This is a genomic window from Chryseobacterium gallinarum, from assembly GCF_001021975.1.
In the GTDB taxonomy this organism is placed as follows: Bacteria; Bacteroidota; Bacteroidia; order Flavobacteriales; family Weeksellaceae; genus Chryseobacterium; species Chryseobacterium gallinarum.
In genome coordinates, this window is record NZ_CP009928.1 from 1,869,534 (window position 1) to 1,880,868 (window position 11,335).

Consider the following 11,335-nt stretch of genomic DNA (forward strand, 5'->3'; position numbering starts at 1 on the left):
TAATTTAAAAAAAACACTTAGTGGAATTATATTATTCATTTTCAGCATTAATCGTACTTGCATCCATATTTGCCTATCTTAATTACAGGTTTTTAAAACTTCCAAGCACGATAGGAATTATGGTTATCGCCATTGTGGTTTCTATTTTCCTGGTATTGTTTGGAGAAACAGTGCTGCCAAGAACTTTTGGGCATCTCCATAATCTGATGAGCAGTATTGATTTTACGGAGGTTCTGATGGGAGCTATGCTTAATTTTCTTCTTTTCGCAGGAGGTATTCACATTAATATTAACGATTTAAAGGAGCAATTCCGGCCGGTAGTGATTTTTTCCACTGCGGGGGTCGTGATTTCCACCTTTGTGGTGGGGTTCGGAATGTTTTATCTGCTACCATATGTAGGAATTAAACTGCCTTTTATCTATTGCCTTGTTTTTGGCGCCCTGATTTCACCTACAGATCCTGTAGCGGTGTTGAGTGTTCTGAAACAGGCAAAAGTTTCCAAGTCGCTGGAAACAAAAGTGGCCGGGGAATCTCTTTTCAATGACGGTATGGCTGTGGTGGTCTTTACCGTAGTCTTACAGCTTGCTGTAGGAAAAGAAGTGGATCTGGGAGTTGAAAATATAGGACTTCTTTTGCTGCATGAAGCAGGCGGGGGACTTTTGTTGGGAGTATTGTTAGGCTGGGTTACTTCAAGACTGATGCGTGAGGTGGATGACTACATTATCTCTGTACTGGTGACGCTTTCCGTAGTGATGGGAGGTTATCTTATTGCAAGGCAAATGCATATTTCAGGTCCGCTGACGATGGTGGCGGCAGGATTATTTATGGGGAACTTTAACAGAAACTTCAAAATGAAGTCCGTTACCCAGGACTACCTGATCAAATTCTGGGAATTGATTGATGAAATCCTGAATGCGGTATTATTCCTGTTTATCGGTTTTGAGCTTTTAATGATCAAAGATCTGAAACATTTTATGATTCCTGGTTTAGTGGCTATTATTGTGGTTCTGTTGGCAAGATTTATTTCCATTTGGGGGCCTACAAAGTTTACCTCTTTGAGGAAGAGTTTTAGCCCTCAAACAGTAAAAGTGCTGGTTTGGGGAGGAATTCGTGGCGGAGTTTCCATTGCCCTGGCGATGTCTATTCCTAAAAGTGAATACAGTGAGATTATTTTAAGTATCACCTATTGTGTAGTGGTATTCTCTATTATTGTTCAGGGACTTACAATAGCTAAAGTGGCAAACCCTAATCAGATTATCACTGAAGAGGAGCAGGTGGCAGGCTCTCCGGAAAATAAGGACTGATCATGAGTGTATTAAAGGAAATACAAGAAGCACTGGCTGTTTTATCCATTCCTGAAAAAGCGGAATTTTTTCCACGGTTTTTCAAGACAGGAACAGGGGAATATGGTGAAGGTGATTTGTTTTTAGGAGTGACGGTTCCGGATCAAAGATCTGTAGCTAAAGAATATTATTCAAAAACAGATTTAAGAGAACTCAGTAAGCTTCTTTCTTCAAAGTATCATGAACACAGGCTTACTGCTGTTTTTATATTGGTATTGAAATTTGAAAAAACTAAAGATCCGGTTGCTAAAGAGGAAGTGATTGCATTTTATTTAGACCACCTTTCTTTTATCAACAATTGGGATCTGGTAGATTCGGGTTGCTATAAAATCCTGGGCAGATATGCCTTTGAAAACAGGAAAGAATATCTTCTGAAAGACCTTTCGGAATCACAGGATATGTGGCATAAAAGAATAGCAGTGGTAGGTACAATGTATTATGTAAAAAAAGGATTTTTCGACCTGACGAAAGAATTGGTGACCAGAAACCTGAAACATCCCCATGATTTAATGCATAAAGCAAATGGATGGCTTTTGAGAGAAATAGGAAATAAAAATGAAGCAGAATTAATTACCTATCTGAACCAATATTACAAGGAAATGCCCAGAACAAGCCTGAGATATGCCATTGAAAAACTGGATGAAAGCATGCGACAAGATTATTTAAAAGGAAGAATATAATGGACTGTCTGTTGTGGAAAACGTGCTTTCATTACTTCCTGCATTTTATTTTTCCGGTGTTTATCGCGTTGCTTTTTTATCGTAAAAACTGGATAAAAGCTTACTTTATTCTGCTGGCGACCATGGCAGTAGATTTAGATCATCTTTTTGCCAATCCTGTTTTTGATCCGTCAAGAAATAGTATAGGTTTTCACATTTTACATTCTTACTATGCCATTGCGGTGTATTTTTTGATGCTTTTTTTTAAGGGAAATATCAGAATTGTGGGCATCGGGCTTTTATTTCACATGTTGACCGATTTTCAGGACTTTACTTTCTGGTGCCATTAAAATATTATTAATATTTTCTTTTGATATTTCAAATTTTATAGATTTTTTGTATTTTGTAGACACTTTATGAGATTAAAAGAACTTTTACATTATACTTATATTTTTCCTGTTCTTGCGGTAGGGTATTACTTTTCCGGATTGATGGGAAGCGGGGTTATTTATGACATTCTTGCAGGTATTTTATTAATCGGAAGTGTACTGTCTGCCGTACATCATGCCGAAATGGTAGCACATAAAGTAGGGGAGCCGTTCGGAACAATCATTCTTGCGCTCTGTATCACTATTATCGAAGTGGCACTTATCATCTCACTGATGGTAGCCGGCGGAGATCAGGCGATCACGCTGGCCAGAGATACGGTTTTTGCTGCTGTGATGCTTATTCTTAATGGGATTCTGGGAATCTGTATATTGGTAGGCGGTGTTAAATATCATGAACAATTCTTTGCAAGAACTTCAGCGACCACCTATCTGGTGAGTACTGTTTCAATTCTTATTCTTACCCTTGTTCTCCCGAATTTTACTTCAAGTGTTAACGGACCTTTCTATAATCAGGCGCAGCTTATTTTTGTTTCCATTGCCTGTCTTGTTATTTATGGTGTTTTCCTGATGGTACAAACCGTGAGGCACAGAAGCTATTTTATCGTTCCTGATGAGCATCCGGAAGAGCATTATGTTCCATCTCTTACCAAAACGATTATCAGTTTTATTTTCCTGGTTATCTGCTTAGCCATTGTTGTTTTAATGGCAAAAGGATTATCGGACACTATTGAAAGCATGGTGCAGAGCCTGGGAGCACCTAAATCCCTGGTTGGGGTAATCATTGCAGCTGTAGTCCTTCTTCCCGAAGGTGTGGCGGCTATACGTGCAGCAAGGGCCAATCAGATACAATCCAGCCTGAACCTTGCCTTAGGATCAGCATTGGCGAGTATCGGACTTACCATTCCTGCGGTTTCTGTAGTGTGTATTATCTACGATATTCCGTTGGTTCTGGGTTTGGATAAGAAAGATATTATTCTGCTTTCCCTCTCGGTATTTATTGTAATGCTTTCCTTAAGCCGGGGAAAAACCAATATCTTGTATGGTACGGTTCTTTTGGTCAATCTGGCGGCTTATATTTTTACTGTAATCGTCCCTTAGGACAAAGTAAAAGAGAGATTGTAAAAAGGATAATCAATCAGTTTGCTTATCGGGACAGAATCCTACATATATTAATCTTATAATCATGGCTTATAATCTTCTTGCCAGTTCCATTTTAAATGCCATTAACCTGGCGATGTTTTCAGATTTATAAATGGCCATATCTGCATTTTCACCTACAAAATTTTCTTCTATGGTTGTGCGCCACAGTTCCAGCCAGCGGTCAAAATGTTTTTGTTCCATAGCCCGGACTTCATTGATAGGAAAATGAACTCCCATCGGATTACCCTTGTAGGTCATCTGACCAAAAAGAACAGACTCCCAGAAAGAATACATTTTTGGAAGATGTTTATCCCAGTCTACCTTGGCAATATCATTAAAAAAAAATCCTATGGTCTCATCCTTAACGACTTTTGTATAAAATGAATTGACAAGATGTTCTATGTCTTCTCTTGATTCCAGCTTTTTCATACTTCAAATGTACAGCAAAATAAGATGAATGATGTAATGAATCAATTGATAAATTTCATGACAACAATATTTTATCTTTGCATATAAATGGTAAAGCATCAATAAGACCATCTGCTTTTTAAGCCATTCAAAAAAATAAGCTATCAACATGACAAGAGGATTCAGAAAGAAAATCCGCCAGAAAAATACTGAAAACAGTGGTTTTGGAAGCAATGCTTCAGGTAGATTCATTAACAGGGACGGTCTTCCGAATGTCCAGAGAAGAGGCGTGAATGTTTTTAATAGATTAAGCTGGTATCATACAATGCTTAATCTGTCCTCGTTTCGCTTTATTTCCTATCTGGTGATCGCTTATATCCTTATCAATCTTGTATTTGCAATGATCTACTACCTGATTGGAGTACAACACCTTACGGGAATTGATAAAAGCGATCCGCTCAATGAATTTATTGATGTTTTTTTCTTCAGTTCACAAACCTTTACTACAGTAGGCTATGGAAGAATTGCTCCTGTAGGTTTTGTGGCAAGTTTAGTGGCTACTTTTGAAGCTTTTTTAGGATTGCTTACCTTTGCCATTGCAACCGGGCTTTTTTACGGGAGGTTTTCAAGACCGCGGGCTTACTTAAGGTTTTCAGATATTGCATTGATTGCTCCTTTTCAGGATGCTGCAGCTTTAATGTTCAGATTAGCTCCCTATAAAAATAATGCACTTACAGATGCTGATGTTATTGTATCTGTAGCGATTGAGGTTATTGAAAATGATGTTCCGAAAAGTAATTTTTATAGATTGGAAACCCAGTTGAGCAAAATAAATACATTAGCGCTCAACTGGACTGTGGTTCATAAAATTGATGAAAACTCCCCGTTTTACGGATTCTCAGAAGATGATTTTAAAAATACCGATATTGAAATTATAGTACAGGTTCGTGCCTTTGACGAGGTTTTCTCTAATACAGTGGTTCAAAGGTCTTCTTATGTCTCAGGAGAAATAGTATACGGAGCCAGATTCGTCCCTATGTATTATCCCAATAAAGAAAATCTGGCTACCATTCTGGACCTGGATAAAATTAATGAGTATCAAAAAGAAGAACTCCCTATTTCACTGGGAAATAAATGATAAATGGATTTAGATTTTTATAAAAAACAGGCTTTACAGAAGCAGAAGGACCATAAAAAATTTCTGGACGGATTAAAGAAAAAACCGCCTAAAGACCTGGATTATATTGTCCGGGAAACGCATGAGGAAGTTTTTGAAGAAATAGACTGCCTGCAATGTGCCAATTGCTGTAAGACAACAGGGCCGCTTTATACAGAAAAAGATATCGAGCGTATTGCGAGACATCTCAGAATGAAGCCTGCAGATTTTGAAGCCAAATTTTTAAGGGTGGATGAAGATAACGACAAAGTATTGCAGAATCTACCTTGTTTCTTCCTGCAAAGTGATAATACCTGCTCGATTTACGAAGTGAGGCCCAAAGCATGTCGCGAATACCCTCATACAGACCGTAAGAAGATTTATCAGATTAATAATCTGATGCTTAAAAATACGGTGATATGTCCCGCAGCATTTGAATTTGTAGAAAGAATGATGAAAAATGCTACAAAATAAGCGGTCAGATATTCTATAATGCTTACAGGTAGATCGTTGATTGATGTATAAAATTATGCATTTAACTTATCCTTTTCTTTTCAGAAGAGTTTCGTAAAATCCTCTTAAATAATTATAAAATCCGTTAAATAAGATAGTTACGGATAATTTTTTAAATGACCTTTCGTTTTATCTAAACAATCATTTAAAATATTACATTATGAAAAAGTTATTTTTTGCGGCAGCGTTTACATTCGTTGGTGTAATTGCAGTATCAGCCCAAACCACACCACAAAAACCGGCAGAAACCCCAGCCACTACTAATCAAACGACAACTCCTCAGACACAACAGCCTAATTCGCAACCCGGTACAACCAATACACCGGATACGAATAGTACAAAACAGAACACAACCATGACTCCGGCTACAGAAGCATCTCCGGGTACAATGGCCCCTGCAGAGACTACCAAACCCGCAGAGACTACTAAAGATAAAGAAGAGAAGAAAGATAAAAAGAAGAAAACAAAACAGTAGAATAGTAAACTCTAATCCTGGAATCCTGTATTTCAGGATTTTTTTGTTCAATTTCCTGTATTTTGACGTCTGTAATTTTTTTGACCAGATCAAATGGAATATTCAGATCAATTGGAAATTGTACAGCTCCTTTAGAATATGTATATTTTCTATCTTTAAAATCTTTTTCAAACTTCTTTATACCTTCTGCTCCGGGATAGAATCCGATATGTTGTTTATAGGCTGCAAAATATACCAGTGGCTTGCCTTTATATTTAAAAGCAGGCATTTGATACCCGATGTATTCTTCAAGACCGGAAACCTGAGCATGAATGAATTCTCTGAGGCCCATGAGCTTTTCCTGAACTTCTATAGGGAACAGGAGGATGTATTCATCAATATTTCTGAAGGTGTTTTTCATAGTCATAAAAATAAAAAAAGCACTGCATATAGCAGCGCTTTCTCCTTTCACTTTTTACTTTTTTCCCATTATCCCGGGAACAGGCTATATTAAAAAAGGTCGGGAGTTTTTCCCAACCTTTGTTTTTTATTACACAACTCCCTGAGCCAACATTGCTTCTGCTACTTTTACGAAGCCTGCGATATTTGCTCCTTTTACATAGTTTACATAACCGTCTTCGTCTTTTCCGTAGTCTCTACAAGCTTTGTGGATACCGATCATGATTTCCTTTAATCTTGCATCAACTTCTTCAGAAGTCCAGTTAAGTCGGATAGAGTTCTGAGTCATTTCTAATCCTGATGTAGCAACACCTCCGGCGTTAGAAGCTTTACCAGGAGAGAATAATACCTTACTGTCCAGGAAATAGTTGATTGCATCCAGTGTAGAAGGCATATTAGCTGCTTCAGTTACACAAACACATCCGTTTTCAACTAATTTTCTGGCATCATCTAAATCTAATTCGTTCTGGGTAGCAGAAGGGAACGCTACGTCACACTTCACTTCCCAAGGACGTTTTCCGGCGTGGAATTCAGCTGATGGATATTTCTTAGCATAATCTTCAGCCCTGTTGTTTCCTGAAGATCTAAGTTCTAATAAATAATCGATTTTTTCTCCGCTGATACCGTCTTTGTCATAGATATATCCGTCAGGACCAGAGATGGTCACTACTTTGGCCCCAAGTTCAGTTGCTTTTTTGATAACTCCCCATGCTACGTTTCCGAAACCTGATACCGTTACCGTTTTTCCTTTGAAATCTTGTCCGATCGTTTTAAGCATTTGCTCAGCGAAGTATACTACACCGTATCCTGTAGCTTCAGGACGGATCAATGAACCTCCGTAAGCAAGTCCCTTTCCTGTAAGGACTCCAGTAAATTCGTTTCTGATTTTCTTATATTGCCCGAATAAATATCCGATTTCTCTTGCTCCTACACCAATGTCTCCTGCAGGTACGTCTGTTTCAGGACCGATATGCTTGCACAATTCAGTCATGAATGCCTGGCAGAAACGCATCACTTCCATATCAGATTTTCCTTGTGGATCAAAGTCTGAACCTCCTTTACCACCACCCATTGGCAATGTTGTTAAAGAGTTTTTGAATACCTGCTCAAAGGCTAAGAATTTAAGAACGGACAGGTTTACGGTAGGATGGAAGCGGATCCCTCCTTTGTATGGTCCAATAGCAGAGTTCATCTGAATTCTGAAACCTCTGTTAACCTGAATTTCTCCTTTGTCATCAACCCATGGAACTCTGAAAATAATAATTCTTTCAGCTTCAGCCATTCTTTCAAGCAGCTTCATTCCGTTATATTCTTTCTTGGTAGCAATGAATGGAATTACAGTTACGGCAACTTCTTTTACAGCCTGTAAGAATTCCGGTTCGTTAGGATTTTTTGCTTCAATTTTTGCAATAAACTCTTGGATTTTCTGGTCAATATTATATTGTTCCATATATTAAGGTTGAATATTATTGTCAACAAATTTAATTTTTTTTTCAAGATTCACAACACTATAATTTAACATTGTTAAAAATTAAATAATAATGTTTCATAATATTATTAAATTGATAATTTATGTTTAAATTTTGTTAAAAATTAAATGTTATGTATGAAATAATGCAATATTAAGAAACTGTTAATTCTCAAATTGCCATAAATTGTCTCCCGGAAAATGATTTTACTTTCCCTAAAAGCTCCAATTCTAAAATTATCGGTAAAATTTTGTACGAAGAAACAGCTGCTTCCTGTGAAAGATCATCTAAAGTGATTTGGGGATTTTCTTTTATAATTTTATATATTATGTGCTGATTTTCAGTTAGCTGCGCTGAAGTCTCATAATAGGGGAACAGTTCCCCGGTTTTCTCTTTAGGATGATTGAAACCAAGCATATTGACAAGGTCTTTAATCGTAGAAATAGCAATCGCTTTGTTATGGAAAATCAGTTGATTGCATCCCTGGCTATAAGGGTCGGTAATTTTTCCGGGAAGGGCAAAAACTTCACGATTGTAATCGTTGGCAAAGGCAGCTGTACTTACGGAGCCTCCCCCGAACCCGGTTTCCACTACAATTGTTGAAGGGGAAATTCCCGCAACAATTCTGTTTCTCTGGATAAAGTTTTCCCGGTCGGGTTTCCGGGAAGAATTGAATTCTGTAATAAGGCAGCCTCCCTCCTGAAGGATCCGTTCAGACAATTTCCTGTTTTTGGCAGGATATAAAAACTGAAAACCGTGGGCGAGAACTGCTATTGTGGGTTTCCGGTATTGTATGGATTTTTCATGGACCTCTTTATCAATACCTAAAGCAAGACCGCTTACTGATATAAACCGGGAAGATTGAGCGGCCTCAAAAAAATCTTCAATGAATTGCCTGCCATAGGCGGTCATATTCCGGGTTCCTACAATACTTATTTTGGGTGTTGAATTTTCATAATTTCCTTTTTGATAAAGTATGGCAGGGGCATCTGCACATTCATTAAGAAGAGCCGGAAGTTCATTAAGGTGTCGTATCGTAATCCGGATATTATTTTTTTCACAATACTTCAGCTCTTTTTCGGCAAAGGTCAGATGTTCCTTATTTCCAATATCTGCCACTGTCTTTTGGCCTAACCCTTCTATTTTCCTGTATTCTTTCTTTGCTCTTTTCCATGCTTCCTGGGCACTTCCAAAGGTCCGGACAAGTTTATAAAAGTTAATATCACCAATTTGACTGCATTCGCGGAGGGCGATGGCATAAAAGTATTCTTCGGAAATCATGTGTGTTTTTCTTCAAATGTAGTGAAATAAGTTTTATTTCTTCCTTAATTCTTCCAGATGATCCCAGATATCATCTCTTTTTTTGTAAGGCAGCTCCATGAAATCTTCAGGGTGGTTGTCTTTATATTCCTGCCATAATTTATCATCTTTTTCACTGTAGTAGTTTGGAAATTCCCAGATGAATTTTTTCTTTTTTTCACCAACATTTTTGAAAGCAAAAGCTATGATGCTTCCCACTACGGCTCCTGAAAGATGTGCCTGCCAGGAAATTTTACTGGGTTCCTCCATATTATAGAATAATTCTTCAGGAAGCATTCCCCAAACCAAACTTCCATAATATAAAACAACAAGCATAGAGATGGTAAGAAGCTTTGTGTTCCATTTAAATACTCCGCTGAAAAACAGGAAAAAAGCAAGAACATAGACCACACCACTGGCTCCAATAGTACAGGTATACATATATTCTCCTGTAAGAATATCTATAGGAGGGAGGAGCCATACCAAAAAGCCGGTGGCCAGCCAGCCGATTATAAAAACTTTATTGGCAACCAAAGGATAGAATTGATATAATAGAAACATTAAAGCAGCAATAGGGATAGAGTTTCCTATAATATGATCAATATTTCCGTGGAGAAGAGGAGAAGTAATTACTCCTATCAGCCCTTCAGGTAATAAGGGGATAATGGCTCCAAAGCAATTTGCAAAAAAGCCCTGCATTTGTAAAAAGTATCCGAACCACATTGCAGATAGCATCAGCAAAGGATGTAGAATCGCTCTTTTGGAAATTACATTTTTAAACATGGGGAATGTACGTCAAATCAAAAGCCAAGGATAAATTTCGGAAAATTTGTCGATGAAATCACTCTATCAGTCTGGTTTTAAGACAAAAGGTATTAAATTTATTTTTCATTCCATCTATTTTGGCATTGATTTTAATGAAGATTAAGGTTTAAAGGTGAAAGGTAACGGAAAAACAGATCCTTAATAAACAAGTTTACCTTTAAAAAAATTATTAATTATTTTTGTATTGAAATTATTTAGAGTAATGAAGAAGTTTTTATGGATTCTTTCCTTCTTTGCAGGGGTTTATGTCAGCGCACAAGAAGAATTGAAAAAAGATTCAATAGTGGCAGATACGGTGAAGTATTGGTCGGTACTGGGAAAAAACACCTTAATGATTAATCAGGCGGCCTTTTCCAATTGGGTCGGCGGGGGAGCCAACAATGTTGGCTGGCTTGCCGGAATCAATTACAATCTGACCTATGAAAAAGACAAAGACCTTTGGGAAAACATTATTATTTTAGGATACGGACAAAATGATACGAAAGGATTGGGAGTCAGGAAAACCCAGGATCTCATAAATGTTTCAACAAATTACGGGCGGAAATTTTCCAAAAGCTGGTATTTCTCTTTAGGAGCCGGTTTACAATCCCAGTTCGCTCCGGGATATGAAGACGGAAATAATCCTGCAGCAAAAAAAATCTCAAATTTTATGGCTCCCGGTTATCTGAACGTCGGTATGGGTATTACTTACAGGCCCAACGATGATTTAACCGTGACTTTACGTCCTACCAACGCCAGATGGACTTTTGTATTAGATAAGGATCTTCAGATGGCAGGAAACTATGGTTTGAAAAGCGATGGAGATTCTTCTTTGCTGCAATTCGGTTTTTTGGGTACAGCCATTTATAAACTGAAAATTATGGAGGATATTAACCTGACCAACACGGCTTCTGTCTTTTCCAATTATCTGGACCGTCCGGACAGGCTGGTTCTTGCCTATGGAGCAATTCTCAATTTAAAAGTCAACAAATATATTTCATCAAATATAACGCTTGACTTATTATATGACCATAATCAAATTGAGAAAACTCAGCTAAAACAGACACTTGGAGTTGGTTTTGCCTATACCCTGGATAATGGGGTAAAACGCTCCGACCGTAAAGACAGCCAATGGTGGATAAATAAAAAATAAGTTTAAAGATAAAACAGGAAAGAGAACTGTCTCCTATGTTTGTACTACAAGCATAGGAGATTTTTTTTTACTTTCCACGAATTTATTCA

General features: G+C 37.6%; 13 protein-coding genes. 8 read left to right on the forward strand and 5 right to left on the reverse strand.

Annotation, left to right across the window (positions count from 1 at the left end):
- Window positions 1–20 precede the first annotated feature (20 nt).
- The 4 genes from OK18_RS08405 (at window position 21) to OK18_RS08420 (ending at window position 3,489) form a co-directional block, all read left to right on the forward strand.
- Window positions 21–1,304 carry a cation:proton antiporter gene (locus tag OK18_RS08405; protein WP_050021668.1) on the forward strand — a complete coding sequence of 428 codons (1,284 nt, stop codon included), beginning with the start codon at window positions 21–23 and terminating at the stop codon, window positions 1,302–1,304.
- Window positions 1,305–1,306: 2 nt separating this feature from the next.
- Window positions 1,307–2,023 carry a DNA alkylation repair protein gene (locus OK18_RS08410; RefSeq protein WP_050021667.1) on the forward strand — a complete coding sequence of 239 codons (717 nt, stop codon included), beginning with the start codon at window positions 1,307–1,309 and terminating at the stop codon, window positions 2,021–2,023.
- The gene (locus OK18_RS08415) at window positions 2,023–2,352 is read left to right on the forward strand and encodes a DUF6122 family protein (RefSeq protein WP_050021666.1); all 330 of its coding nucleotides are present in this window, start codon (window positions 2,023–2,025) and stop codon (window positions 2,350–2,352) included. Before OK18_RS08410 ends, OK18_RS08415 begins: the two co-directional genes overlap by 1 nt.
- A gap of 66 nt (window positions 2,353–2,418) precedes the next feature.
- Complete coding sequence (locus OK18_RS08420) at window positions 2,419–3,489, forward strand: calcium:proton antiporter (protein ID WP_050021665.1); 1,071 nt, start codon at window positions 2,419–2,421, stop codon at window positions 3,487–3,489.
- Between the two features lie 90 nt (window positions 3,490–3,579).
- On the opposite strand, the gene OK18_RS08425 is transcribed toward OK18_RS08420, so the two are convergent.
- Window positions 3,580–3,960, reverse strand: a complete 381-nt coding sequence (locus tag OK18_RS08425) for a group III truncated hemoglobin (RefSeq protein ID WP_053327720.1) — start codon at window positions 3,958–3,960, stop codon at window positions 3,580–3,582.
- Window positions 3,961–4,108: 148 nt separating this feature from the next.
- On the opposite strand from OK18_RS08425, the gene OK18_RS08430 reads away from it, so the two are divergent.
- The 3 genes from OK18_RS08430 (at window position 4,109) to OK18_RS08440 (ending at window position 6,083) form a co-directional block, all read left to right on the forward strand.
- Window positions 4,109–5,077 (forward strand): ion channel, encoded by a 969-nt coding sequence (locus OK18_RS08430; RefSeq protein WP_053327721.1) that lies wholly within the window; start codon window positions 4,109–4,111, stop codon window positions 5,075–5,077.
- 3 nt (window positions 5,078–5,080) lie between these two features.
- Window positions 5,081–5,569 carry a YkgJ family cysteine cluster protein gene (locus OK18_RS08435; protein ID WP_050021662.1) on the forward strand — a complete coding sequence of 163 codons (489 nt, stop codon included), beginning with the start codon at window positions 5,081–5,083 and terminating at the stop codon, window positions 5,567–5,569.
- Window positions 5,570–5,768: 199 nt separating this feature from the next.
- Window positions 5,769–6,083 (forward strand): hypothetical protein, encoded by a 315-nt coding sequence (locus OK18_RS08440; protein WP_053327722.1) that lies wholly within the window; start codon window positions 5,769–5,771, stop codon window positions 6,081–6,083.
- On the opposite strand, the gene OK18_RS08445 is transcribed toward OK18_RS08440, so the two are convergent.
- From OK18_RS08445 to OK18_RS08460, 4 genes are all read right to left on the reverse strand, one after another.
- On the reverse strand, window positions 6,034–6,483 hold the full coding sequence (locus OK18_RS08445) for an iron chaperone (protein ID WP_082129167.1): 450 nt from the start codon (window positions 6,481–6,483) through the stop codon (window positions 6,034–6,036). The genes OK18_RS08440 and OK18_RS08445 overlap by 50 nt on opposite strands.
- A gap of 129 nt (window positions 6,484–6,612) precedes the next feature.
- On the reverse strand, window positions 6,613–7,971 hold the full coding sequence (gdhA, locus tag OK18_RS08450) for an NADP-specific glutamate dehydrogenase (RefSeq protein ID WP_050021659.1): 1,359 nt from the start codon (window positions 7,969–7,971) through the stop codon (window positions 6,613–6,615).
- 190 nt (window positions 7,972–8,161) lie between these two features.
- Window positions 8,162–9,271 (reverse strand): DNA-processing protein DprA, encoded by a 1,110-nt coding sequence (gene dprA / locus OK18_RS08455; protein WP_053327723.1) that lies wholly within the window; start codon window positions 9,269–9,271, stop codon window positions 8,162–8,164.
- A 33-nt stretch (window positions 9,272–9,304) separates the two neighbouring features.
- Entirely contained in the window at window positions 9,305–10,072 is a 768-nt protein-coding gene (locus OK18_RS08460) for a rhomboid family intramembrane serine protease (protein ID WP_050021657.1), read from the reverse strand.
- Window positions 10,073–10,316: 244 nt separating this feature from the next.
- Here OK18_RS08460 and OK18_RS08465 point away from each other — a divergent pair, with 244 nt between their 5' ends.
- Complete coding sequence (locus OK18_RS08465) at window positions 10,317–11,246, forward strand: DUF3078 domain-containing protein (RefSeq protein ID WP_053327724.1); 930 nt, start codon at window positions 10,317–10,319, stop codon at window positions 11,244–11,246.
- Window positions 11,247–11,335: the final 89 nt, after the last annotated feature.

Excerpts from the sequence above, each read along its gene's own strand:
- OK18_RS08460 (WP_050021657.1), bottom strand. The coding sequence starts at position 10,072 with ATGTTTAAAAATGTAATTTCCAAAAGAGCGATTCTACATCCTTTGCTG.
- OK18_RS08465 (WP_053327724.1), top strand. The coding sequence starts at position 10,317 with ATGAAGAAGTTTTTATGGATTCTTTCCTTCTTTGCAGGGGTTTATGTC.
- OK18_RS08410 (WP_050021667.1), top strand. The coding sequence starts at position 1,307 with ATGAGTGTATTAAAGGAAATACAAGAAGCACTGGCTGTTTTATCCATT.
- gdhA (WP_050021659.1), bottom strand. The coding sequence starts at position 7,971 with ATGGAACAATATAATATTGACCAGAAAATCCAAGAGTTTATTGCAAAA.
- OK18_RS08440 (WP_053327722.1), top strand. The coding sequence starts at position 5,769 with ATGAAAAAGTTATTTTTTGCGGCAGCGTTTACATTCGTTGGTGTAATT.
- OK18_RS08425 (WP_053327720.1), bottom strand. The coding sequence starts at position 3,960 with ATGAAAAAGCTGGAATCAAGAGAAGACATAGAACATCTTGTCAATTCA.
- OK18_RS08420 (WP_050021665.1), top strand. The coding sequence starts at position 2,419 with ATGAGATTAAAAGAACTTTTACATTATACTTATATTTTTCCTGTTCTT.
- OK18_RS08435 (WP_050021662.1), top strand. The coding sequence starts at position 5,081 with ATGGATTTAGATTTTTATAAAAAACAGGCTTTACAGAAGCAGAAGGAC.
- OK18_RS08445 (WP_082129167.1), bottom strand. The coding sequence starts at position 6,483 with ATGAAAAACACCTTCAGAAATATTGATGAATACATCCTCCTGTTCCCT.
- OK18_RS08415 (WP_050021666.1), top strand. The coding sequence starts at position 2,023 with ATGGACTGTCTGTTGTGGAAAACGTGCTTTCATTACTTCCTGCATTTT.
- OK18_RS08430 (WP_053327721.1), top strand. The coding sequence starts at position 4,109 with ATGACAAGAGGATTCAGAAAGAAAATCCGCCAGAAAAATACTGAAAAC.
- dprA (WP_053327723.1), bottom strand. The coding sequence starts at position 9,271 with ATGATTTCCGAAGAATACTTTTATGCCATCGCCCTCCGCGAATGCAGT.